This is a genomic window from Streptococcus sp. ELY_125 (assembly GCF_058314535.1).
The window spans coordinates 60,214-84,236 of sequence record NZ_JBZFUM010000001.1 but is presented as its reverse complement, the minus strand read 5'-3'; the positions used below and the strand labels follow the sequence as shown (position 1 = coordinate 84,236).

The following is a 24,023-nucleotide window of genomic DNA, read 5'->3' as shown; positions in this document are numbered from 1 at the left end:
AGAAGTTGAAAATATATTAGAAAAGAAGAATGTTATGATTGATAGAACCGAAAATCATCAGTTTAAACTAGTATCAAAATACCAACCATCTGGCGACCAACCGCAAGCTATTGAGCAGCTGGTCGATAATATTGAGGGTGGTGAGAAGGCTCAAATATTACTAGGTGCAACAGGGACAGGAAAGACCTATACCATGAGCCAAGTCATCAGCAAGGTCAACAAGCCAACCCTAGTTATCGCCCATAACAAGACCTTAGCGGGTCAGCTCTATGGGGAATTTAAGGAGTTTTTCCCTGACAATGCTGTGGAGTACTTCGTCTCTTACTATGATTATTACCAGCCAGAGGCTTACGTCCCTTCGTCCGATACCTATATTGAAAAGGATAGCTCGGTCAATGATGAAATTGATAAGCTTCGCCACTCGGCTACATCAGCACTTTTGGAGCGCAACGATGTTATCGTTGTAGCCTCCGTCAGCTGTATCTACGGTTTAGGTTCTCCAAAAGAATATTCAGATAGTGTGGTCAGTCTACGGCCAGGTCAAGAAATCTCACGCGATCAGCTGCTCAATGATTTGGTTGATATTCAATTTGAACGCAATGACATTGATTTCCAACGGGGGCGCTTCCGAGTTCGGGGCGATGTGGTTGAGGTCTTCCCAGCCAGCCGTGACCAGCATGCTTTTCGTATCGAATTTTTCGGGGATGAAATCGATCGTATTCGGGAGATTGATGCTTTAACTGGCCACAATCTTGGTGAAGTTGATCACCTAGCTATTTTTCCAGCCACCCACTTTATGACCAATGATGAGCATATGGAGGTGGCTATCCGCAAAATTCAGGCAGAATTGGAGCAGCAGCTGCAGCTCTTTGAATCCGAAGGTAAGCTTCTGGAAGCTCAGCGCCTCAAACAGCGGACGGACTATGATATTGAGATGCTGCGTGAGATGGGCTATACTAATGGTGTCGAAAACTATTCCCGTCACATGGATGGGCGCAGTGAAGGAGAGCCGCCTTATACCTTGCTGGATTTCTTCCCAGAGGATTTCCTCATCATGATTGATGAAAGCCACATGACAATGGGACAGATCAAGGGTATGTACAATGGTGACCGTTCCCGCAAGGAGATGTTGGTTAATTATGGTTTCCGTCTCCCCAGTGCTCTGGACAATCGCCCTTTACGCCGTGAGGAATTTGAAAGTCATGTTCACCAGATTGTCTACGTATCTGCCACCCCGGGTGACTATGAGATGGAACAGACTGACACAGTGATAGAGCAGATTATTCGTCCGACAGGACTCCTAGACCCCGAGGTTGAAGTCCGTCCTACTATGGGGCAGATGGATGACCTGCTAGGTGAAATTACCATTCGTGCCGAAAAAGGGGAACGTACCTTTATCACGACTCTCACTAAAAAGATGGCAGAGGACCTGACCGACTATCTCAAAGAGATGGGAGTCAAGGTTAAGTATATGCACAGCGATATCAAGACGCTGGAGCGGACGGAGATTATTCGTGATTTGCGGCTTGGGATCTTTGATGTTCTCATTGGGATCAATCTCCTGCGAGAAGGAATCGATGTACCTGAGGTCAGTTTGATTGCCATCCTGGACGCTGATAAGGAAGGATTCTTACGCAACGAACGAGGTCTCATCCAGACCATAGGTCGTGCTGCCCGAAATAGCGAGGGGCACGTTATCATGTATGCAGATACGGTGACAGAGTCTATGCAAAAGGCTATGGATGAAACTGCCCGTCGTCGGGAAATTCAGATGGCTTATAATGATGAGCACGGTATCGTTCCGCAGACCATTAAAAAGGAAATCCGTGACCTTATTGCTATTACCAAAACCAACGAGGAAACTCAAGTGGCAGAAGAGATGGATGTTTCGACCATGTCCAAGAAGGAGCGCCAAGAAGCTATCAAGAAGCTCCAAAAGGAAATGCAGGAAGCCGCCGAGCTGCTTGACTTCGAACTGGCCGCTCAGATCCGTGATATGGTACTGGAGCTGAAGGCCATGGATTAGGATTAAGTACTGAGAGTCAGGAAACTTTCTTATAACGGAGAGAGTAGAATTCAATCGGTAAATCGTGATAAAATCACGATTTTGATTTTCTTCGTTCTCCTATTTTAAGGCTCAAATCTCCGCCACCTTCCTATTTTTGGGTGGCGCCTGAAAATGGGACCGAGCCCCAAGATAAGGATGGCCAATCAGCAAGTGGTTCATTGGGTGCTAAAGCACCTAATGAACTGTGCAGAGGTAAAACTTCTTAGCATAATCAACAAGTCTTATTTCCAACCACTGCGTCATGGTGAATCTAGAACAATGCTAACGAGTCTAGACTTTTCTACCAGACTCTTTCGAAAGACAAAAATAAGCAGAGCTAGTGCAGTAGCTCTGCTTATTTTTGACAAATAAATCCGATATAGGTTTGATCAATTTTGACGGTGACTTTTCGAAAACCTACTTGTTTTAATAAAGCTATAAAGTCAGATGACTCTCTATAAGCTGGTAGATGGTAGTCAATTTTATTTTTTTCAGTGCTGATGAGCAACTGACCATCCTCTTTTAAAACACGAGCACATTCTGAAAGTCCGTTATCTAATTCACTCCAATATATATGGGTTTGTGTCGCGATGATGAGGTCAAAGCTTTGGTCTTGAAAAGGAAGCGACGCAACGTCAGCAAGACGAAGCTGAACCTGGCCTTTTTGGATAAGGTGCTGGTTGACTTTGCTGGCTTGCTTATAAGCTTCTTTAGAAGCATCGATGCCGTAGATAGTTGATTTTTTAGCTAGGCTGGCTATCGTTTTGATGTTACTCCCACCGCCAAAACCAATATCCAGAATGGCAGTTCTTTGTGGAATATCTGTTAAATCGAGGGTCCACAGACTCAATTTTTGAAAATAAGAGGACCAGATTTTAGTGAGAATACGGCCAACAAAGCCAGAAGGTTTTTTCGATTGCGTAATTAAATAATTGATAAGAGTAGACATGATGGCTTTATTATAGCGATTTTTCTGTTAAAGTCAATGTTCATTAGATAGTGGTCCGGTGCTTGGCAAGGATTTTGTACCATTCTTAGGAATATTGGAGAGTAAAAATCGGTAGCAATATGAGTAGATAAGGCAGATTGAAAATAGGTTATGTCTTCAGAGCTAATTTATTGGTCGAAAAAGGCTTTGACGAATCGAAAAAACGGTTAGTGTGAATTGGTAAATGTAGCTTTGATAGAAATGTGACGGCTTAGTTATCTTTATTTTTGTCCTTGGTCGTGCTAAAATAAGATTTAATTAAAGCTAAAAAGGAAGTGTTGATATGCCTTTAGGCGTTATCGTAAATAGTCTCTCCATCATCTTGGGCGGCCTTTTGGGTGGCTCGTTCGGTCATCATTTGGATGATGATTTTAAGGTTAAGATGAACATGATTTTTGGTGTGTGTTCTATGGGAATGGGAATTGCTTCCATTACCAAAATGTCCTATATGCCTGCTGTTGTCTTTGCGGTTGTACTAGGGACCATTGTGGGGCTTGTGCTTGATTTTGACAAATGGATTAACCGAGGAGGCCTCTTTTTAGAGAAGGGAATGTCTAAAATTTTTCCTTCCAAGTCTGATTTGCCTAAAGAACGTTTTTTAGCTGATCTGGTAACAGTTATTGTTCTTTTTTGTGCCAGTGGAACTGGTATTTACGGTAGTTTGGTCAATGGGATGACTGGTGACGCCAGTATTTTGATTTCTAAATCGATTCTGGATTTTTTCACGGCAGCTATCTTTGCCTGTAACCTAGGGTATGTCGTTGCCGCTATTGCTTTGCCGCAATTTCTTATTTTTACGGTTCTTTATTATTTAGCGGGTATTATTGTTCCCTTGACAACACAGGAGGTTATTGGTGACTTTACAGCTTGTGGTGGTTTTCTCATGGTGGCAACAGGTTTCCGAATTATTCAAGTCAAGATGTTCCCAACGGCTGATATGATTCCAGCTATGCTGCTGATTATGCCTATTAGTTGGGGCTGGGTCAGTTGGATTTTACCATTACTGTAAGGAGGCAAAGTCATGGCACGCAGTCAGGAAGTTATTTTGACTAATATGTGTTTGATTGAGGACGGTAAGGGAAATATTGTCATGCAGTTTCGCGATCCTGAGCGATATTCTTGGTCTGGGGCAGCTCTGCCGGGCGGACACGTCGAAGTAAGAGAGTCCCTTCACGATGCTGTTGTCCGTGAGATTTTTGAAGAGACTGGTCTGACCATCCAGCATCCTCAATTAGTGGGGATGAAGCACTGGTATACAAATGAAGGCATCCGTTATCTGGTTTTTCTCTACAAGGCTTCTTTCTACTCAGGAGAACTGCGTTCATCAGAGGAAGGAGAAGTTAAATGGGTTAATCGTAAAGACCTGCCGCACATGGATTTAGCCTACGATATGCTTAACCTTTTACGTGTTTTTGATGAAGATAGATTATCGGAGTATGTCTATGAGGATCAAGAAGACGGCAATCGTCGTAAAAATTTTTATTGAAGCATCTATCCGATCTCGGCTTGACAGATGTATTTTTATAATCTAAAATAGTATAAAAATAAATTTTGACTGTATACCAGTCAGTTGAATGGTGAAAATATGTCAGTGAAAAAGCTATTGGCGCTAACCACGATTTTTATGACAACTTTTGTCTTGGTAGCCTGCGGTGCTTCCAAATCATCCAAATCTAAGGATACATCGCTGAGTGATGTTCAAAAGAGTGGGACTTTGGTTGTGGCTACTAGTCCGGATTTTGCTCCTTTTGAATTTAAACGTCTGGAAAATGGTAAAGATACTGTTGTTGGTATCGATGTCGAATTGTCCAAAGAAATTGCTAAAGAATTGGGTGTTGACGTGCACTTTTTGACGGTGTCTTTCACTAATGTTTTGGGCAGTGTGTCTATTGGTAAGGCTGACTACGGTATTTCTGGTATTTCTGTTACTGAGGATCGTAAGGATTCTTTTGAGTTTACAGAACCCTACTTTGAATCCAAAAATGTTATTGTTGTCCGTAAGTCTGAATTAGCCCAGTATACATCAGTGGATGATTTCTCTGGTCACTCTGTCTCAGCTCAGAAGGGAACGATTCAAGAAGGCGTCCTAGCAGATCAAATTCCCAAGGCATCGGCCGTGTCCTTAACTCAAAACAGTGAAGGAATTAACGAGTTAAAGCATGGTCAAATTGATGGAATTGTCATGGAAAGTGCTATTGCACAGGGCTATATTTCTAATAACGATGATTTGGCTGTTTCCAATATCACTTTGAAGAAGGTTGATGGCAGTTCTTATGCTATTGCCCTACCTAAAGGTTCCATTGCCCTTCGTGATAAGCTTAATCAAATTATCACAAGGCTAAAAAAAGAAGGCAAGATTGATCAATATGTTCAAAAAGCCAATGCTGAGTCAGAGGCTGGATAGGAATTATTTAGTAATATCTCGGTATTCCTAAAATGAGAGAACAGGTTTCAATTGGTTGCAATCATAAATTGATATTATAGGCGAAAGGGTAGGAAAAATTTCCTTCTCTTTTTATTTTTTAATGGGTAACAGTTGACTTTACTAGGAAATTTAGGTATGCTACTAGGGAACGAAAAATCGTTACATTAGTCTTGGGGAGGTGAAATCCATGGCAAAAACAGTGGTACGTAAAAATGAATCACTTGACGATGCTCTTCGTCGTTTCAAGCGTTCAGTCACAAAAGCGGGAACTCTTCAAGAAGCTCGTAAACGTGAACACTATGAAAAACCTTCTGTAAAACGTAAACGTAAATCAGAAGCTGCTCGCAAGCGTAAAAAATTCTAAGCGTGGCTAAACTGGAGCTTGAGTTGGACTCAAGCTTTTTTACATCGTAATTTTTTGTTAAAACACATGCCGGCATCACCCTCATGTGTGTTTTCCCTGATGACTAGCCTTGCTAGTTTTATTCATAAACAATTGTGTTAGATAGTAAATTTTAGAGTAAAAAAAGAGTACCGATATCTATGTATCAGTACTCTTTTCCTATCTTAGGTTAGGTACCTCAGCTGCTGCTTAGGTCTTATTTCTTAGCTAAAAGATCACGAATTTCTGTGAGCAATTCTTCCTGCGAAGGTCCAGCAGCTTCTGCAGCCTCATCTTCTTGTTTTTTGTTAAGAGCGATAGCTTTATTGCCAGCTTTAACTACAAAGAAGAGAGTCGTTCCGACGATAAGGAAGTTGATCACGGCACTTAAGAAGCTTCCGTAAGTAATTCCGTTCCAAGTCAGTTTGGAGAGATTTTCAACGCCAGCAGCCTTAACGACTGGGTTTAAAATCACAGGAGTGATGATGTCGCTTACTAGCGATGTGATGATGGCATTGAAAGCAGCCCCCATAACAACGGCCACGGCAAGATCAAGGACATTGCCCTTAAACAAAAAGTCTTTTAATTCTTTAATCATTGTGATAAATAGAATCCTTTCAAATTTTTACTTGAAGAGTATAACTAAATAACTAGACAAAGTCAAGGTAGTTGTCTAAAAACTGTAAATGTTAATTTTAGTTAATATTTTTGTGAGTTTTGAAAAGAGTTTGTTATGCTGATTTAGATAATTTACAAGGTAGTACAGAAATGCTATAATAAGGGGTAAAACTAAAATTATTGTCTTAGTCGGGAGGTGGTAGCTTGGCCGTTGATAAAGAGATGATTGCTGACATAAAGGCAAATGTCAATATTGTTGATGTTATCGGTGAAGTTGTCAGTCTTACCAAGGCTGGCCGTAATTATCTTGGACTTTGTCCCTTCCACCAAGAAAAAACACCGTCTTTTAATGTTATTGAGGATAGACAGTTCTTTCATTGTTTTGGCTGTGGCAAGTCCGGTGATGTTTTTAAGTTTCTGGAGGAGTATCGTCATATAACTTTTTTGGAGAGCGTCAAGATTTTAGCTGAGCGAATTGGAATGGACCTGGTTATTGATACTCCAGTTCAGAGCCAGCAACACCGCCATCCCCAGCAAAAGCTGTTTGACATCAATCAGGATGCCAGTAAGTTTTACCACGCTGTTTTGATGACCACTAAAGTGGGGGAGGCTGCTAAACAGTATCTCTACCAGCGGGGGTTGACGGATCAGATGATTGACTATTTCAATATCGGTTTGGCACCTGATGAGGTTAATTATCTCTATCAGAGTTTATCATCTCGTTATGATGAAGAGACTATTCTTAACTCGGGATTGTTTAATCTCTCAGAACGAGGAGGGATCTTTGACAGTTTCCGCAATCGGATTATGTTCCCTCTGACGGATGAAAATGGCTATGTTATCGGCTTTTCGGGGCGAATCTGGACAGAAACTTCCGATCATAAAAGAGAAGCTAAGTATAAAAATACGCGTTCGACATCTATTTTTAACAAATCCTATGAACTTTATCATCTAGACAAGGCCAAACCAGTAATGGCTAAGAACCATGAAGTTTATTTGATGGAAGGCTTTATGGATGTTATCGCTGCTTATCGGGCAGGGATTGAGAATGCGGTGGCTTCTATGGGCACGGCTTTGACTTCGGAGCATGTCAATCATTTAAAAAAATTTACGAAAAAGGTAATTTTAACTTATGATGGTGATAAGGCCGGCCAGAATGCTATCGCTAAATCATTGAAGATTTTGGATGATTTGACGGTGGAGATTATCCGCATTCCTAATCAGATGGACCCCGATGGATTTATAGCAGCAAATTCAAAAGAGGAGTTAGCTAAACTCCTGACACAGTCGCGAATTTCTAGTACAGAGTTTTGGATTCATTACCTCAAACCTGATAATGTCGATAATTTGCAGGCTGAAATTACTTATGTGGAACAGATCGCTGAGATTATTGCAGGTGTAACATCTATCACAGCGCAAAATACATATATCAATATGGTAGCTGAACTTTTGCCAGACTTTGATTATTTTCAAATTGAGCAGTCCGTTAATAATGAGCGTTTGAAATTGCGTACTTCTAGAGGAGGCGCGGTTCAGGAAAGATCTGTTCAAGTGCAGGGGCCTTTGATAACAGAGCTGCCAGCAACTAAAAGTTTGACAGCTATGCAGCGAGCGGAGAATCAGCTGTTTCATCGCCTCCTGCATCATGAATACCTACTAAATGAGTTTAGACACCGTGATGATTTTTCCTTTGATAGTCTTCAGTTACAGAAGCTCTATCAATTGCTGTGCAGACAAGGAGAAATTTCAGATCTTGATTTAGCAGATATGTCGGAAGAATTGCGGCAGGCTTATTACCAAATTTTAGAAGAGTCGTTGCCCGAGGAGATTGCTGAGGATGAGATAAATCTTTTAGAAAAGCGAATAGATCAGTATCGGCAAGAACGAGACTTGCGTAAACGCAGTAAATTGATTCGTGAGACTAGTAATCATGGTGACACAGAACGTGCCACAATGGAATTAGAGGCTTTTATTGCCCAAAAAAGAAGTATGGAATAGAGGAAACTATGGCAAGTAAACAATCAAATACAACCTTTAATGTACAAGTAGCAGACTTTATCCGCAACCACAAGAAGGAAGGGACAGCAATTGATGATGAGGTGACAGAGAAGTTAGTCATCCCCTTCGTGCTTGACGCCGATCAGATTGATGATCTGTTGGAACGTCTGACAGATGGCGGCATCTCTATCACTGATAAGGATGGCAATCCATCTAGTAAATATGTAGTTGAGGCACCGACACCTGATGAGTTGACGGATGAGGAGCTTATTGGTAGCAATTCAGCCAAGGTTAACGATCCTGTTCGGATGTATTTGAAAGAAATCGGAGTTGTCCCGCTTTTAAGCAATGATGAGGAAAAAGATCTAGCTGTCGCGGCAGCGGAAGGAGATCTGCAAGCTAAGCAGCGTCTAGCTGAAGCCAATTTGCGTTTGGTCGTCTCTATTGCTAAGCGTTATGTCGGTCGCGGTATGCAATTTCTTGACCTGATTCAAGAAGGAAATATGGGTCTTATGAAGGCGGTTGATAAATTTGATTATTCTAAGGGGTTCAAATTTTCAACTTACGCTACTTGGTGGATACGTCAGGCTATTACTAGGGCCATTGCTGATCAAGCACGAACTATTCGAATTCCAGTGCACATGGTTGAAACCATTAACAAGCTGGTTCGTGAGCAGCGCAATCTCTTGCAGGAATTAGGCCAAGATCCGACTCCGGAGCAGATTGCAGAGCGCATGGATATGTCTCCAGATAAGGTTAGGGAAATTTTAAAAATTGCTCAAGAGCCTGTCTCTCTAGAAACACCAATTGGTGAAGAAGATGACAGCCATTTGGGAGATTTTATCGAAGATGAAGTGATTGAAAACCCCGTTGATTATACAACGCGTATTGTCCTTCGGGAACAATTAAACGAAGTTCTCGATACTTTGACTGACCGCGAGGAAAATGTCCTTCGTCTGCGCTTTGGATTAGATGACGGCAAGATGCGTACGCTTGAAGATGTGGGTAAGGTCTTTAATGTTACGCGTGAACGCATTCGCCAAATCGAAGCTAAAGCGCTACGTAAATTACGTCATCCAAGCCGCAGTAAACAGCTTAAAGACTTTATGGAGGATTAAAACAGTCCAGTGGACTGTTTTAACCGCTCCTGGAAAATTAGAGAGGAGCGAAGAAGTACCAGTGGACTGTTTTAACCGCTCCTGGAAAATTGGAGAGGAGCGAAGAAGTACCAGTGGACTGTTTTAACCGCTCCTGTAAAATTAGAGAGGAGCGAAGAAGTACCAGTGGACTGTTTTTACTTGAGTTTTAAGATCAGAAAGAGTCTACCTAAGTCTGAGACAAGGTATTGACTGTCTCCTTCTAATTTTTGGGAAGTGAACTGCTGATCATTTGACGTTCGCTTAGAAATAAATGGCAAAAGCAATGATATCTAGTGGAAGTTCTGCTGGAGATTGGCTACTGCCGTTTGAAAATAAAAATAGTAGCTGCACACTATTCGTAAATTAGCGTAAGCAGGGGCGTTTTGCTAGGATAATGCTTGAGGAGGATGAATTAAATGTCAGAAAAAACATACACACCTGAAGAAGTCGAAAAAATTAAGGATCATATCCTTGAAGTATTAGAAATGGTTATTGATCCTGAGTTGGGTATCGATATTGTCAATCTCGGCTTAGTTTATGAAATTCGTTTTGAAGAAGATGGCTACACTGAGATTGATATGACTTTGACAACAATGGGCTGCCCCTTAGCTGATCTGCTGACTGATCAGATTTACGATGTTATCCGTGAAGTTAAGGAAGTTACCAAGGTAGAAGTTAAATTGGTGTGGACTCCAGCTTGGACAATTGAGCGAATGAGTCGCTATGCCCGTATTGCGCTGGGAATTCGATAAATCAAAGAGAGTGAGTAATTCATGGAGCTCACGAAAAGGCAAGCAGCAGTTGCTAGAGTTTATTATTTACAGATCTGGGTGTTTCAAGGTAGGCTATAGCGAAAATGATTTTTTTGATTGAATTCTCAAAGGCTTTGTATTTCGATAAGGATTGGAAATGAAAAAGTTAAGTATTGTAGTGCCATGTTACAATGAAGAAGCGACCATTGAGTCCTTTTTAGCGGCAACTAAGCAAGTTGAGGCTTCTATAGCTAGGGAATTAGTGTTTGACTATCTTTTTGTTAATGATGGTTCCAAAGACCAGACTTTATCCGTTTTGCGGCGGGTTTCTAAGCAGTTTGATAACGTCCATTATCTGTCGTTTTCTCGTAATTTTGGAAAGGAAGCAGCTCTGTTAGCTGGCTTGGAAGAGGTAGATGGTGATCTTATCACTGTCATGGATGTCGATTTGCAAGATCCCCCGGAAATGCTAGCAGATATGTACCAAAAGATTAAAGATGGTTATGATGTTGTTGGTACGAGACGGGCAGATCGCAAAGGAGAACCGATAATCCGTTCTTTTTTTGCTAAGACTTTTTATTGGCTAGTCAATAAAATTTCAGATACGGAAATGGTTGATGGTGCGCGTGATTTTCGCTTAATGACTCGCCAAGTTGTTGACAGCATTTTGGAGCTGGGGGAGGTCAATCGCTTCTCCAAAGGCCTCTTTGCTTGGGTAGGTTATGATGTCATTTATCTTCCTTATGAGAATCGCGAGCGTGTAGCTGGTGATACTTCTTGGAATTTTTGGTCCTTACTTAGATATTCGATTGATGGTTTTATCAATTTTTCGGAAGCTCCTTTAAATTTAGCAACTTGGGCAGGGTTGGGCAGCTTTATGCTGTCAATTTTTGCCATTCTGTTTGTTGTTGTTCGCCGTTTGCTCTTTGGTGACCCAGTGAGTGGTTGGGCCTCTACTATATCTGTTATCTTGTTTTTAGGTGGATTGCAGCTTTTGGCACTGGGGATTATTGGAAAATATCTGGCGAAAATCTTTTTAGAAACTAAAAAGCGTCCAGTTTATATCATAAAAGAAAAAGGGTGAAATTCATCCTTTTTTTTGTTAGAATGAAAAGGATGACAAACCGATGCTGGAAGGCTTCGCCTGAGGTTATTTCAGTACCAACGGAAAGGAAATTGTAAATGATTTTAATTACTGGCAGCAAGGGCCAGCTTGGTACAGAGCTGCGCCATTTGCTTGATGAGAGAAACGAAGATTATGTCGCTGTGGATGTCGCTGAAATGGATATTACAGATGCTCATAAAGTTGATGAAGTCTTTGCTCAAGTTAAGCCTACTTTAGTTTATCATTGTGCCGCTTATACGGCTGTCGATGCGGCAGAAGATGATGGTAAGGAATTAGATTATGCTATCAATGTGACGGGGACCGAGAATATTGCTAAAGCAGCATCGAAGCACGGTGCTACGCTGGTTTACATCTCGACAGACTATGTTTTCAATGGTGAAAAGCCTGTCGGTCAAGAATGGCTGGAAACAGATGAGACAGATCCGCAGACAGAGTACGGTCGCACTAAGCGCATGGGTGAAGAGGCTGTTGAGAAACTGCATGATAAATATTATATTATCCGTACTGCTTGGGTGTTTGGAAATTACGGGAAAAACTTTGTCTTTACTATGCAAAACTTGGCTAAAACTCGTTCGCGTTTGACAGTTGTGAATGACCAGCATGGACGTCCGACTTGGACTAGAACTTTGGCAGAGTTTATGACCTATCTGACCGAAAATCAAAAGGAGTTTGGCTATTATCATCTGTCAAATGATGCAGCAGAAGATACGACTTGGTACGATTTTGCTAAGGAAATACTTAAGGATACTGGTGTAGAAGTAGTACCAGTTGACTCCAGCCAATTTCCAGCAAAAGCTAAACGTCCGATGAACTCAACGATGAGTTTGGCTAAGGCCAAAGCAACTGGTTTTGTCATTCCGACTTGGCAGGAAGCGTTAAAAGAATTTTACAAGCAGGGGAAAAAATAAAATGAAGCAGACAAGTTGAGGAAAGCTTGTCTGCTTTTTAGATTCCCCTCTTTGGAGTATAGGCGAAACTTGGCCTTGTGTAAGCAATGAAGGACGCTATATTTTTACAGTTATGGGTGAAAAGGTCAGTGATTTTATGATATAATAGAGTGATTGTATTGCTAGAATGGAGTTTTTGTGTATGCAGCATGTTTTTATCATCGGAAGCAGGGGTCTGCCTGCCAAATATGGTGGCTTTGAAACCTTTGTGGAAGAATTGGTGAAAAATCGCTTATCAGATAAAATCAGCTACCATGTTGCCTGTCTCAGCGATGAGCTGACGGGTTCCCATTCTACATACATGGGAGTAGATTGCTTTACAGTCAAACCTCCCAAACTTGGTCCAGCACGGGTTATTGCCTATGATATGCAGGCTATCAGCTACGCTTTAAAGCTGATCAAGCAAGAGGAAATCCGGCATCCTATCTTTTATATCTTGGGCAATACTATCGGAGCTTTTATTAGTCCTTTTGCACGACGGATTCATAAAATTGGCGGTCAGCTCTTTGTTAATCCCGATGGCTTGGAGTGGAAGCGTTCTAAATGGGCTAAGCCTGTTCAAGCTTACCTCAAATATTCTGAGAAGGTGATGACTAAGAGAGCTGACTTGGTCATTTCGGATAACACGGGGATTGAGAGTTATATTAAGGAGACTTACCCTTGGTCTAAAACGGCTTTCATTGCCTATGGAACAGATTTAAGTTCGTCAGGGTTGACAGCCCAGTCTGCTCAAGTTCGAGATTTTTTTGAAACTTGGCAAAGTACTGAAAAAGGCTATTATCTGATTGTTGGGCGCTTTGTCCCAGAGAACAACTATGAAGTGGCTATTCGTGAATTTATGGCCTCGCAGACCAAACGAGACCTGATTATTATCTGTAATCATGAAGGCAGCAGCTACTTTGAGGAACTGCGTCAGAAAACAGGTTTTGAGAAAGATGAGCGGATTAAGTTTGTTGGGACAGTTTATAATCGTGCTTTACTGACTTATATTCGCCAAGCAGCTTTTGCCTATATTCATGGGCATGAAGTAGGCGGTACGAATCCTGGATTATTAGAAGCATTGGCCCATACAGATTTAAATTTAGTGCTGGGTGTTGACTTTAATAAAGGTGTTGCTCAAGACACAGCCCTCTATTGGGATAAAAAAGCTGGCAGTCTGGCTCAGTTAATCAATCAAAATGATGAGCAAGAGGATTTCAGTGAGTTGGGGCGAAAAGCTCGTCAGCACATGGAGGAGGCCTATACTTGGCCCAAAATTGTAGGAGAATACGAGGAGCTGTTTTTACATGAAAGTTAACATACTCATGTCCACCTACAATGGTGAGCGTTTTTTGGCTCAGCAGATTGACAGTATTTTAGAGCAGACCTTTTCTGACTGGACGCTGTTGATTCGCGATGATGGTTCCAGTGATCGGACACCAGAGATTATTGCAAATTATGCTCAGAGGGACAGTCGTATCTGCTTTATCAATGCTAAACAGCGAGAGAATCTTGGCGTCATCAAAAACTTTTATACGCTGCTTAACTATGAGGAAGCTGATTATTACTTTTTCTGTGATCAAGATGATATCTGGTTGCCAGAAAAACTAGAGTACTGTCTCGAGGAAGGTCAGCGGCATGATCAGCATCAACCTCTCTTGGTATACACAGATCTTAAGGTGGTTAATCAAAATCTGCAGGTTTTGCATGAAAGCATGATTCGTACACAGTCAGGTCATGCCAATACAGCGCTTTTACAGGAATTAACAGAAAATACTGTAACAGGAGGAACTGCCATGATTAACCATGCAGCAGCCCAACTTTGGCATGAAGATGCTGTTGAATCTATACTCATGCATGATTGGTATTTAGCCCTAATAGCAGCAGCTAAAGGAGAATTGGTCTATTTGGATCAGGCAACCGAACTTTATCGCCAACATGATAGTAATGTCCTAGGGGCGCGGACATGGTCAAAGCGCTTAAAGAATTGGCTGCGGCCCCATAATCTAATTGCTAAATATTGGTGGCTGATTGATGCCAGCCAGCGGCAGGCCGAACTTTTGTTGAATTTAGACTTGGCCTTGACTGAACATCAACTGATTGAAGCCTATGTTTATTTGCTCGATCAGCCTTGGCGTCAAAGACGACGTACCCTTAAACAGTATGGTTTTGCTAAAAATAGGCCTTTTCATACATTGGTCTTTAAAACCTTAGTAACAACGAAAATTGGTTATCGCCATTATCAGAAATATGGCTATCAAGCATAGGAGAATATCATGGATTTACTTAGTAAGAAGAATCGTATCCTACTAAAAGAACTCATAAAAACAGACTTTAAGCTGCGTTATCAAGGCAGTGTCATCGGCTACCTCTGGTCAATTTTAAAGCCTTTGTTGCTCTTTATGATCATGTATCTGGTCTTCATCCGCTTCCTGCGTTTAGGGGGGGACGTGCCTCATTTCCCTGTAGCACTTTTGCTGGCTAATGTGGTCTGGTCTTTCTTTACGGAAGCAACTAGCATGGGGATGGTTTCTATCGTGACGCGTGGTGATCTGTTGCGTAAGCTGAATTTTTCAAAATCAATTATTGTCTTATCAGCAGTCTGCGGAGCATTGATTAATTTTGGCATTAACCTGATTGTTGTGCTGATTTTTGCCTTGGTCAATGGTGTTCATATTGGTTGGGATGCTGTCTTTTCCATCCCGCTCTTCCTTGAGCTCTTTATTATGGCTTGGGGGGTAGCTCTGCTTTTGGCGACGCTCTACGTTAAGTTCCGTGATATTGGCCAAATTTGGGAGGTTGTTCTCCAAGCAGGCTTGTATGCGACGCCGATTATTTATCCTCTGACCTTTATTACCAACCAAGGAGTTAAAGGAGTTTTTGCGGGTAAGGTTATCATGCTCAATCCTTTAGCGCAGATGATTCAGGACCTGCGTTATCTCCTGATTGATAAAGCCAATTTGACTATTTGGAATTTAATCAATCACTGGTGGTATTATGCTATTCCTTATGTCTTGCCATTTATCATTTTTGCTATTGGTTTGACAGTTTTTAATCGTAGTTCTAAGAGATTTGCGGAGATTCTATAATGACAGCAGAAAATAATATTGCAGTAAAGGTTGACCATGTCAGCAAATATTTTAAATTACCTGTTGAAGCTTCTAACAGTCTGCGGACGACGATGGTCAATCGTTTTAAAGGAGTTAAGGGTTACAAGGAGCAGCATGTGCTGCGTGACATCAATTTTGAAGTGGAGAAAGGTGATTTCTTTGGAATTGTCGGTCGAAATGGCTCGGGCAAGTCTACGCTTCTAAAAATTATTTCGCAGATTTATGTACCGGAAAAAGGCTCTGTAACTATTGATGGAAAGTTAGTTTCTTTTATCGAATTAGGTGTTGGCTTTAATCCCGAATTGACAGGCCGGGAGAATGTCTATATGAACGGGGCAATGCTAGGCTTTTCGACGGAAGAAGTTGATGCCATGTATGATGATATTGTGGATTTTGCCGAACTCAAAGAGTTCATGAATCAAAAACTCAAGAATTATTCAAGCGGGATGCAGGTTCGTCTGGCTTTCTCAGTTGCTATTAAAGCGCAAGGGGATATCCTTATTCTTGATGAAGTCTTGGCTGTTGGTGATGAAGCCTTCCAGCGCAAGTGTAATGATTATTTTATGGAGCGCAAGGAGAGCGGGAAGACTACAATTCTTGTTACCCATGATATGGCGGCTGTTAATAAGTATTGTAATAAGGCTGTCTTGATTGATGATGGCTTGATTAAGGCGTACGGTGAACCTTTCGCTGTTGCCAATCAATATAGCTTGGATAATTTTAGTGTAGAAATTCCAGAAACGGATGAGGTTACTGCTGAGGAAGTTAAGGAAGCCAAAGTTATTGATAATTTTAGTGCTAAGCTTCTAACCAAGGAAGTCGTATCACCTGATGAAGATATCGAAATTGAGTTTTCTTATGATATTCTAAAAGAAAATTTTGATACCTACATTGCACTGTCATTTGTGGATATTTCTGATGGCATTGGCCTCTATAATGACAATTCATGGAATTATAAATTAACAGGTGTGGGTCATCATAAGATCGTTTATAAGTGTAAGCTACCCTATTTTAATACTGTAAAATTACGAGTTCAAGCGAATGTCCGTGATGAAAATAACCGTGATATAACTGTCTTATCAATGACGAGACCCCCAGTATTTACAGTACGAAGAGAGATTGATGAAACTAATTTTTCTTTGAAAGATTCTTCAACTGGCTTATTGGAGAGACAAGGTGATTGGGTCAAATAATAACAGTGGGGTTAGGATATGCGAGTACTATTTATTTCACCTGTCGGAGCTTTCTTTAGCGGAGCAGAGGTGGCAGCTGGAAACTTGATGCGTTATTTGCAAATGCAGGGTCATCAAGTTTATAATGTCATTCCTGATAATGGGGAACATGCTGATGATGATTATCTAAAATTTATGGAAAACAATCACATTGAGCTTTTGCAACTTAAAACGAATAAGTGGTGGTGGCCAGAAGCTTATCAGCTTGAACAGACCGATCTTGCTAGTGTTTTTGCTTACCAACATAAAAATATTTTTCAAATTCGCCAGCTAATAAATAACAAGCAAATTGACCTAGTTATTTCAAACACTGTTAATGTTTTTCAGGGTGCCATGGCTGCGGCATTGGAATCTGTAGCTCATTATCAGATTATTCACGAATTCCCAATTGGTCAGTTTAACTATTATAGGAAAAAAATTGACCTGATTAATCGCTTATCGGATAAAATATTTGTTGTTACAGGGGATCTTTATCAAGAACTTGGTAAATATTTTCCGAAAGAAAAACTTTTTCCGTTTATCCCCTATTCACAGCTTGATGAATTTCCTCTAAAAAATGTTGAAAAAAGCAGAATAGTTTCAATCGGTGGTATTAGCCAATGGAAAAATCAATTAGAATTAGTTCAAGCCTATGAAAAATTAGCCATTTCCGAGATAGAACTTGTTTTTATTGGTAGTTGGGAACCGGGATATAAGGAAGAGCTAGATAATTATATTTTTGAAAAAGGTCTTACAAATATCACTTTTCTTGGATATCAAAAGTCACCTTTTAGGCTCTTGACAGACAAAGATATATTGGTATTACCTTCTAAAATAGAAACATTTGGGTTGGTATATGTTGAATCTATTCTATCGGCTGTTCCAGCAGTTGTCTCAAATAATTTAGGGCATAAAACGGTTAGTGAGTATTTTGGTACGAGAAATGAATATCCTTTAGGGGATGTTGAGACTCTGGTTGAAAAAATTAACTGGTTGCTTGAAAATTTTGATAGTGAAAAACAGCTTGCTTTGGAATTAAGTCACAGAGCTAGAGAACTTTATACTCTGGAAAAAACATCTCAAATTTTTCTTGATAACCTTGATAAAATGGAGAGTGCTCACCCCGAATCGAGAGAAGCCTTCAAAGCTTTAAATTATTTTCTTGGTTGGGATTTGGCTTTCCCCCTATTAGAGAGTATTTCTAATCAAAAGGTAACTGTATATCACAGTAATGAACAGCCTTATTATAAAAAGGAAACTTATGAAATTAAGACCAAGGATGAATTTGTCATTGAAGTTGGCCTAGCTGACTTTATTAGAATTGATTTGACAGAGGAAGCTGGTCTTTATAATGAAGCCACAATGATTGATCAGGTGACTGGTAAAGTATTGGAACCTGTCCATTCTAATGCTTTCAGACTAAGGGATAAGTTTTTGTTTTTAGAGAGAGATCCTCAACTGGTTTATGATACATCAGTGTTGCATCATCACAAGCTCACCTTTTCGTATGCAAAAGGGGAGTTCAGCGAGTTAGCTGAGAATGTTCAAGAATACATAGATGATAAATTAGAGCTTTCTCGCTTGATAGATATTGAAGCTAAATATCAGGACTTAGAGCGTGAATACAGTGCAGTCGTCCATTCTCGCCGTTGGACTATTCCAACTAAAATCATCAATTTCTTTAGGAGAAAATAAAACATGAAGCGTTTGCTTTTATATGTGCATTTTAATAAATATAATCGTTTGAGTTCGCATGTGCATTATCAGTTGCGACAGTTGCGTTCTCTCTACAGTAAGGTTATTTTTATCTCTAACAGCTCTTTTAATGAGGCAGACGAAGCTAGATTGCGTCAGGAAGGTTTAATTGATGATTTTATTCAGAGGCAAAATAGTGGCTTTGATTTTGCTGCTTGGCGTGATGGTATGGCAGCTGTTGGTTGGGATAAGCTGGCTGATTACGACTCAGTTACAACGATGAACGATACCTGTTTTGGTCCTTTGTGGGATTTACAGCCCATTTATGATCGGTTTGAAACTGATGAACAGGTAGATTTCTGGGGACTAACCAATCATCGAAAGACTAAAAGCTTTCCTGAGCATATCCAGAGCTACTTTATTAGTTTCAGTCAAAAGGTAGTTACTTCATCAGCTTTTCTGGATTTCTGGCAAGGAATTCAAGATTTTACAGATGTCCAAGAAGTTATCGGCCACTATGAAACACGGGTGACAACTGCGCTAACCGATGTAGGATTCAAGTATTCTGCTGTTTTCAATACGATTGAGACCCCTACAGAAGGCATGCTGCATCCTGATTTCAGCTACTATAATCCGACGGCTATTCTTAATGCTAGGGTTCCATTTATTAAGGTTAAAACGATTGATGCTAACCAGCATATCGGCCCTTATCTCCTCAACCAGATTAGGGAGCTTTCTAATTATCCTATCGATCTGATTGTCAGTCACATGACCAACATCAGTCAGCCCGATCTGCCTTATTTATTAGCCTATAAGTATCTTGAGCAGACCGATATGAATACTCAGCTGTTTTCTCAAGGCAAGGTGGCTGTTCATCTGCATGTGTTTTATGTGGATCTTTTACAAGAATTTTTGGATACCTTTCAGGCCTTCCACTTTACCTACGATCTCTTTATCACGACGGATAAGGAAGAGAAGCAGGCTGAAATTCGGACAATATTGGAGCAGAATCGAGTTCCAGCTCAAATCTTTGTGACAGGCAATATTGGCCGTGATGTTCTACCAATGTTAAAATTGAAAGAACAACTCAAGGAATATGACTATATTGGTCATTTTCACACCAAGAAATCCAAAGAAGCAGACTACTGGGCTGGTCAATCGTGGCGGCAAGAATTAATTGAGATGTTGGTTAAGCCAGCAGATAAAATTCTGACTCAAATGGCTAGTAATGAGCGTTTAGGCTTGGTGATTGCGGACATGCCAACCTTCTTTAGGTTCAATAAAATTGTCGTGGCCTGGAATGAACACTTAATCGCTCCTGAGATGGAGGAGCTTTGGACAAAGATGGGGCTGCATAAGGCTATTGATTTCAAAATGATGGATACTTTTGTCATGAGCTATGGTACATATGCCTGGTTTAGATACGATGCGCTTAAGCCTCTCTTTGATTTGGGGTTAACGGATGAAGATATCCCGGCAGAACCCCTGCCACAAAATTCGATCCTTCATGCTATTGAGCGTTTATTGATTTACATTGCTTGGGATGGCCACTATGATTACCGTATCTCACAAAATCCGATTACTATGACGCCTTTTATTGAGAACAAGATGCTCAATACACGTGCCAACAGTAGTCCAAATACTTATGTTGATTTTACCTATATGGGAGGAATTAAGGGAGCTTTGAAGTATATTATCATCGGACCGGCTCGAGCGGTGAAGTATATTGTGAAGCGGCTTTTAAAAAAGTAAACTATGAGAAAAATTATTAAAGATATAGATTGGTACAAAATTTTGCACATCGTGCTTATTTGCCTTTTTGTCTTTTGTATCAGTTTCTTCTTAGTCAATCAGCAGCTGTTGCAGGGGCATCGTGCTGATAGGCTGCTGAAGGCTTTTAGGGCATCCAGTACTCTCAATGATGCTCTGTACGGGATCTCTATACTTGGCTTAGCTGTCTATGTCAGTCGAGGGTTGAAATGGCGGTTTTGGTTGCAGTATGGCTTTGGCTACTTAGGTTATCTCTTTATCTCTTATTTTTTGTTGGTAACGAGAAATCTGAATAATGGTAAATTTAAGTGGGAACGATTCGGTCACAATGATTTCTTTCAGTCTAAAACTCTGTTGACTGTTTTAGGTATCTTAGTTTTAGCAGGAGCCATTCGGTTCTTATCGAATAAATTGCGTGAGAACCATAAGAAGAATCAATCTAAGCATTCAAAATTAGAAGATAGTCTGCTTAGTCTAGACAAACCCTTGAAACATTATAAGAGTTATCAGCTGCCTGTATTTGCTTTTCTGGGGATGGCTATTGTCAATGATCATTTAGCTATCGCTGCTATGAAACCGTCTCTTTTAAATCTCATTAAGAAAGCAGATCTTTCTGACTATGCTTGGGCTATGGGAGCAAGTTTGGCTATCTGCTTAGTATTGTATTCGACCTTGTGCTTTGTAGTTGCTAGGGGGATCGCCGATGCTATGAAAAAAAGGGCGTCTATCTCATTAGCAGTAGCAACAAGTTTTTTGCTAGCGATTATCTTTAACTATATTTTTCAGGCGACTATCAAGGCAGATGGACCGATACTAGGCCGGTATATTTTCCCAGGAGCTAGTGTCTACCAAATTTTGGTTTTAGCTCTGGTCAATGTTGTCTTTTATATGGTGGTTAACCGCTACCTGATTGCGACAACAACCTTGATTGCTGTGGGTTCCTTGCTATCTGTTGCTAATAGTATTAAATTCAGTATGCGTAATGAACCAGTTTTATTCAGTGATTTAAGCTGGCTCAAAGATGTTGGACTCTTGCTCTCCTATGTCAATGCGACAGCAATTTTAATTGCTGTTCTAGCTATTGTGGCCTTAGCGGGCCTGACCTATTTTTTATGGAAACTCCTGTCATTTAAAGATATTATCCATTCGGACTGGCGTCTAAGGGTGGCAGTTTCAATCCCTATCTTAGTACTCTTTACCACAGTGGTTACGATTTTTGGCCAACAGGATAATGGGAAGATTGCAGACGATATTCCCGTTCTATCTCGCCTTAACAATACAGAAAATATTGAGTGGATGGGACAGTCTGTGGTAGCAAGGGAGCGCTCCTTAATGTTTGTTTGGACTAAGCAGCTGACTTCCTCTAAGATGGAAAGACCCTCAGGTTACAGCAAAGATACTATGGAGAAACTTGCTCAAGAATATACTCAAAAAGCTGATGTTATCAACAAAGGCCGAAAAGGTAGTATTTCGGATCAGACAGTCATCTTTGTTTTGAGCGAGAGTTTTGCGGATCCTAGTCGTTTATCAGATGTTAGCCTTAATCGTGATCCTATCCCGTATATTAAGTCAGTTAAAAAGAATTATACAAGTGGTCTAATGAAGGCAGATTCTTACGGTGGTGGTACAGCCAATATGGAGTTTCAATCATTGACCGGATTGCCGATGTATAATTTATCATCATCTATTTCGACGCTTTATACTGAAGTTGCTCCTGAAATGAAGCGAATGCCTTCAATTAGTGATTCCTTTGAGTCAAAAAATAAGATTGCCATCCATTTGGGTGATGCTAACATGTATTCACGCAAATCAATTTATCGACGTCTTGGATTTGATGAATTTATCGCAGCTGATGGTGGGACAAAAAAAGCTAAACATTTGGGAACTCTAGGAGTTTATCCAAGTGATGCTAATACCTATCAGACTGTTACAGATAATATCAATCCTTCGCAAAATCAATTCTTTTCGGTCATTACTTATCAAAACCATGCACCTTGGAATTATACAGATAAAACACCATACGGTGGTTCTGGTAAAGGATTTGATCCGGCTGAGAATAGTTATACCAATAATTATGCAAAAGAGTTAAAACAAACTGATGATGCAACGAAAAAGTTTTTAAGTGACTTGTCCAAATTAGATAAAAAAGTAACCGTTGTTTTTTATGGGGATCATTTGCCAGGTTTCTACCCAGATAGCACTTTTAAGGACAAACCAGAGACTCAATATCAGACGGATTACTTTATCTGGAGTAATTATCCAACTCATAAGCAGAACCATCCTTATGTCAACTCTAGTGACTTTCCAGCAGAGTTATTATTAACTACATCAACTAAGGTGTCTCCTTATCAGGCCTTGTTAACAGAAGTGATGGATAATGCTAGTATTGATAAAAAACATACAACCAAGAAGCAGAAGAAAATAGCACATGATCTGAAATTGATCGAATACGACTTGATTTCTGGTAAGGGCTATATAGCTTCAAATGATAAGTTCTTTAAAGTAAAGGGAGAGAAGTAGCGTGAAAAAATTTTATTTGCCAGTATACTATAGTCTTACGAGTTTACTCTTCACTCTGCAGTCCATTGTTTATATTAATAATGCGGGAGATCAGCTAAGTTTTGCCCGTTTGTCTGAGCGTTATGGTTTCTTTGAGTTTGCTTTTCATCGCTACCAAGTGTGGTCTAGCCGTCTCTTAATTGAGTCTGTCACCATGTTTATGTCATCACATTATCTGATTTTTGATATTACGATGCTGGTCGCTGTGGCGGTATTCTTCCATTGCTTTAATGGTATTTTCTTAAGTGATGATAAATATTGGGGACTTCGTTTTATTATTCCAGCACTGTTTTTATTGGTATTTCCAAGTATCTTTTTTACCAGTGCAGGCTTAATTGCGACAGTGACTAACTACCTTTTCCCAATGATTGCCTTTGTGGTGGCATGGTATTGCCTTGAGCAAAAGGAGCTAAAATGGTTGCTTATATCACTGCCCTTTATGATATTTGCCTGTATGCAAGAGCAGTTTACGATTTTTGCACTGATTATTTTTGCTTTCTTATTGTTTAAAAATTGGTTTATTAATAAACAGGTGAGTGTTTATTATCTATCAGCGATGGTAATTGCCTTTGCAGGGACAATTTCCGCTTTAGTAGCACCAGGTTCTGCTCGTCGTACAATGATTGAGTCTAAAACTTGGTATCCTGGTTTTGATAAGTTATCTTTAGTTGTTAAGGTAGCTAAGGGTTATATGGAGACTAATCGTGTTTTATTTGTTACCTCAGAGTTAACGATTATTTATTTACTGCTTATAGCTGCTCTCGTTTTGGCTTTGCTTAAGCGGCGGTATGTTTCATCAGTTATGTCAGGCGCAGTTCTTTATACAATTTTAACGAATAGGCTGGGAAGCACGAGTCTGCTAACGGCTGTACAAAAGGTCAATGATTTCCAAAATCAGCAACCCGTCACTGAATTTAGCTTTAAAGCAAATCTTTATCCACTAACTTTATATACAATTTTGTTAGCGGTGGTAGCTATTTCAGTGTTCTTGATATTTGAAGATCTCTGGCAGGCTGGAACAGCCGTAGTAGTTTTGGCAGTTGGCTACGCTGCTCGGATGACAGTGTCGTTATCACCGACAATTTATGCTTCGGAACTACGGACATATACACCATTAATTTTTGCTGGGCTTATTATTATTATGATGATATGCTGTGAATTTATTGATACAATCAGTTTAAAGGGAACTAAAAAGCTGTAGTCTTCCTTAATAAATTGATGTAGTAGAAGTAAAACATCATATAAAGGGGTGTTTTCGAGAGTCATTTTCGATCGCC

The 24,023-nt window shown here is 40.3% G+C and carries 20 protein-coding genes; 18 read left to right on the top strand and 2 right to left on the bottom strand.

Features of this window, described 5'->3' with window-relative positions; all coding sequences use genetic code 11:
• Nucleotides 1-34 precede the first annotated feature (34 nt).
• Entirely contained in the window at nt 35-2,026 is a 1,992-nt protein-coding gene (uvrB, locus tag AC4HAL_RS00320; RefSeq protein ID WP_491092425.1) for an excinuclease ABC subunit UvrB, read from the top strand.
• A gap of 376 nt (nt 2,027-2,402) precedes the next feature.
• Here the strand turns inward: uvrB and AC4HAL_RS00315 are convergent, their stop codons facing one another.
• A complete protein-coding gene (locus tag AC4HAL_RS00315; RefSeq protein ID WP_491092424.1) occupies nt 2,403-2,996 on the bottom strand; it encodes a class I SAM-dependent methyltransferase in 594 nt (197 codons plus the stop codon).
• Between the two features lie 322 nt (nt 2,997-3,318).
• Here AC4HAL_RS00315 and AC4HAL_RS00310 point away from each other — a divergent pair, with 322 nt between their 5' ends.
• From AC4HAL_RS00310 to rpsU, 4 genes are all read left to right on the top strand, one after another.
• Nucleotides 3,319-4,044, top strand: coding sequence for a DUF554 domain-containing protein (locus tag AC4HAL_RS00310; protein ID WP_491092423.1), 726 nt, complete (start codon nt 3,319-3,321; stop codon nt 4,042-4,044).
• A gap of 12 nt (nt 4,045-4,056) precedes the next feature.
• Nucleotides 4,057-4,521, top strand: coding sequence for an 8-oxo-dGTP diphosphatase (locus tag AC4HAL_RS00305; RefSeq protein WP_491092422.1), 465 nt, complete (start codon nt 4,057-4,059; stop codon nt 4,519-4,521).
• Nucleotides 4,522-4,620: 99 nt separating this feature from the next.
• A complete protein-coding gene (locus AC4HAL_RS00300; protein ID WP_491092421.1) occupies nt 4,621-5,439 on the top strand; it encodes a transporter substrate-binding domain-containing protein in 819 nt (272 codons plus the stop codon).
• 208 nt (nt 5,440-5,647) lie between these two features.
• The gene (gene rpsU, locus AC4HAL_RS00295) at nt 5,648-5,824 is read left to right on the top strand and encodes a 30S ribosomal protein S21 (RefSeq protein WP_002963309.1); all 177 of its coding nucleotides are present in this window, start codon (nt 5,648-5,650) and stop codon (nt 5,822-5,824) included.
• A 235-nt stretch (nt 5,825-6,059) separates the two neighbouring features.
• On the opposite strand, the gene mscL is transcribed toward rpsU, so the two are convergent.
• Nucleotides 6,060-6,440 carry a large conductance mechanosensitive channel protein MscL gene (gene mscL / locus AC4HAL_RS00290; RefSeq protein ID WP_447452363.1) on the bottom strand — a complete coding sequence of 127 codons (381 nt, stop codon included), beginning with the start codon at nt 6,438-6,440 and terminating at the stop codon, nt 6,060-6,062.
• Between the two features lie 242 nt (nt 6,441-6,682).
• Here mscL and dnaG point away from each other — a divergent pair, with 242 nt between their 5' ends.
• The 13 genes from dnaG to AC4HAL_RS00225 all read left to right on the top strand — a co-directional run bounded on the left by dnaG (nt 6,683) and on the right by AC4HAL_RS00225 (nt 23,947).
• The gene (dnaG, locus tag AC4HAL_RS00285; RefSeq protein WP_491092528.1) at nt 6,683-8,458 is read left to right on the top strand and encodes a DNA primase; all 1,776 of its coding nucleotides are present in this window, start codon (nt 6,683-6,685) and stop codon (nt 8,456-8,458) included.
• Nucleotides 8,459-8,466: 8 nt separating this feature from the next.
• A complete protein-coding gene (gene rpoD, locus AC4HAL_RS00280) occupies nt 8,467-9,576 on the top strand; it encodes an RNA polymerase sigma factor RpoD (RefSeq protein ID WP_447452362.1) in 1,110 nt (369 codons plus the stop codon).
• A 437-nt stretch (nt 9,577-10,013) separates the two neighbouring features.
• A complete protein-coding gene (locus tag AC4HAL_RS00275) occupies nt 10,014-10,349 on the top strand; it encodes a metal-sulfur cluster assembly factor (RefSeq protein ID WP_447452361.1) in 336 nt (111 codons plus the stop codon).
• 157 nt (nt 10,350-10,506) lie between these two features.
• Nucleotides 10,507-11,433, top strand: a complete 927-nt coding sequence (locus AC4HAL_RS00270) for a glycosyltransferase family 2 protein (protein WP_447452360.1) — start codon at nt 10,507-10,509, stop codon at nt 11,431-11,433.
• A gap of 98 nt (nt 11,434-11,531) precedes the next feature.
• Nucleotides 11,532-12,383 (top strand): dTDP-4-dehydrorhamnose reductase, encoded by an 852-nt coding sequence (gene rfbD / locus AC4HAL_RS00265; protein WP_491092420.1) that lies wholly within the window; start codon nt 11,532-11,534, stop codon nt 12,381-12,383.
• 181 nt (nt 12,384-12,564) lie between these two features.
• Complete coding sequence (gene cps2T, locus AC4HAL_RS00260) at nt 12,565-13,719, top strand: beta 1-4 rhamnosyltransferase Cps2T (RefSeq protein ID WP_491092419.1); 1,155 nt, start codon at nt 12,565-12,567, stop codon at nt 13,717-13,719.
• Nucleotides 13,709-14,668, top strand: coding sequence for a glycosyltransferase family 2 protein (locus AC4HAL_RS00255; protein ID WP_491092418.1), 960 nt, complete (start codon nt 13,709-13,711; stop codon nt 14,666-14,668). The genes cps2T and AC4HAL_RS00255 overlap by 11 nt, the downstream gene beginning before the upstream one ends.
• Before the next feature lie 9 nt (nt 14,669-14,677).
• Nucleotides 14,678-15,490 (top strand): ABC transporter permease, encoded by an 813-nt coding sequence (locus tag AC4HAL_RS00250; protein WP_447452356.1) that lies wholly within the window; start codon nt 14,678-14,680, stop codon nt 15,488-15,490.
• A complete protein-coding gene (locus tag AC4HAL_RS00245) occupies nt 15,490-16,704 on the top strand; it encodes an ABC transporter ATP-binding protein (protein ID WP_491092417.1) in 1,215 nt (404 codons plus the stop codon). Before AC4HAL_RS00250 ends, AC4HAL_RS00245 begins: the two co-directional genes overlap by 1 nt.
• A gap of 18 nt (nt 16,705-16,722) precedes the next feature.
• Entirely contained in the window at nt 16,723-18,417 is a 1,695-nt protein-coding gene (locus AC4HAL_RS00240; protein WP_491092416.1) for a glycosyltransferase family 4 protein, read from the top strand.
• Nucleotides 18,418-18,420: 3 nt separating this feature from the next.
• Nucleotides 18,421-20,169: a rhamnan synthesis F family protein gene (locus tag AC4HAL_RS00235; RefSeq protein ID WP_491092415.1), complete on the top strand. Its 1,749-nt coding sequence runs from the start codon at nt 18,421-18,423 to the stop codon at nt 20,167-20,169.
• Between the two features lie 3 nt (nt 20,170-20,172).
• Entirely contained in the window at nt 20,173-22,707 is a 2,535-nt protein-coding gene (locus tag AC4HAL_RS00230) for an LTA synthase family protein (RefSeq protein ID WP_491092414.1), read from the top strand.
• Nucleotide 22,708: 1 nt separating this feature from the next.
• Entirely contained in the window at nt 22,709-23,947 is a 1,239-nt protein-coding gene (locus tag AC4HAL_RS00225; protein ID WP_491092413.1) for a hypothetical protein, read from the top strand.
• Nucleotides 23,948-24,023 lie beyond the last annotated feature (76 nt).

Excerpts from the sequence above, each read along its gene's own strand:
- uvrB (WP_491092425.1), top strand. The coding sequence starts at position 35 with ATGATTGATAGAACCGAAAATCATCAGTTTAAACTAGTATCAAAATAC.
- AC4HAL_RS00315 (WP_491092424.1), bottom strand. The coding sequence starts at position 2,996 with ATGTCTACTCTTATCAATTATTTAATTACGCAATCGAAAAAACCTTCT.
- AC4HAL_RS00310 (WP_491092423.1), top strand. The coding sequence starts at position 3,319 with ATGCCTTTAGGCGTTATCGTAAATAGTCTCTCCATCATCTTGGGCGGC.
- AC4HAL_RS00305 (WP_491092422.1), top strand. The coding sequence starts at position 4,057 with ATGGCACGCAGTCAGGAAGTTATTTTGACTAATATGTGTTTGATTGAG.
- AC4HAL_RS00300 (WP_491092421.1), top strand. The coding sequence starts at position 4,621 with ATGTCAGTGAAAAAGCTATTGGCGCTAACCACGATTTTTATGACAACT.
- rpsU (WP_002963309.1), top strand. The coding sequence starts at position 5,648 with ATGGCAAAAACAGTGGTACGTAAAAATGAATCACTTGACGATGCTCTT.
- mscL (WP_447452363.1), bottom strand. The coding sequence starts at position 6,440 with ATGATTAAAGAATTAAAAGACTTTTTGTTTAAGGGCAATGTCCTTGAT.
- dnaG (WP_491092528.1), top strand. The coding sequence starts at position 6,683 with ATGATTGCTGACATAAAGGCAAATGTCAATATTGTTGATGTTATCGGT.
- rpoD (WP_447452362.1), top strand. The coding sequence starts at position 8,467 with ATGGCAAGTAAACAATCAAATACAACCTTTAATGTACAAGTAGCAGAC.
- AC4HAL_RS00275 (WP_447452361.1), top strand. The coding sequence starts at position 10,014 with ATGTCAGAAAAAACATACACACCTGAAGAAGTCGAAAAAATTAAGGAT.
- AC4HAL_RS00270 (WP_447452360.1), top strand. The coding sequence starts at position 10,507 with ATGAAAAAGTTAAGTATTGTAGTGCCATGTTACAATGAAGAAGCGACC.
- rfbD (WP_491092420.1), top strand. The coding sequence starts at position 11,532 with ATGATTTTAATTACTGGCAGCAAGGGCCAGCTTGGTACAGAGCTGCGC.
- cps2T (WP_491092419.1), top strand. The coding sequence starts at position 12,565 with ATGCAGCATGTTTTTATCATCGGAAGCAGGGGTCTGCCTGCCAAATAT.
- AC4HAL_RS00255 (WP_491092418.1), top strand. The coding sequence starts at position 13,709 with ATGAAAGTTAACATACTCATGTCCACCTACAATGGTGAGCGTTTTTTG.
- AC4HAL_RS00250 (WP_447452356.1), top strand. The coding sequence starts at position 14,678 with ATGGATTTACTTAGTAAGAAGAATCGTATCCTACTAAAAGAACTCATA.
- AC4HAL_RS00245 (WP_491092417.1), top strand. The coding sequence starts at position 15,490 with ATGACAGCAGAAAATAATATTGCAGTAAAGGTTGACCATGTCAGCAAA.
- AC4HAL_RS00240 (WP_491092416.1), top strand. The coding sequence starts at position 16,723 with ATGCGAGTACTATTTATTTCACCTGTCGGAGCTTTCTTTAGCGGAGCA.
- AC4HAL_RS00235 (WP_491092415.1), top strand. The coding sequence starts at position 18,421 with ATGAAGCGTTTGCTTTTATATGTGCATTTTAATAAATATAATCGTTTG.
- AC4HAL_RS00230 (WP_491092414.1), top strand. The coding sequence starts at position 20,173 with ATGAGAAAAATTATTAAAGATATAGATTGGTACAAAATTTTGCACATC.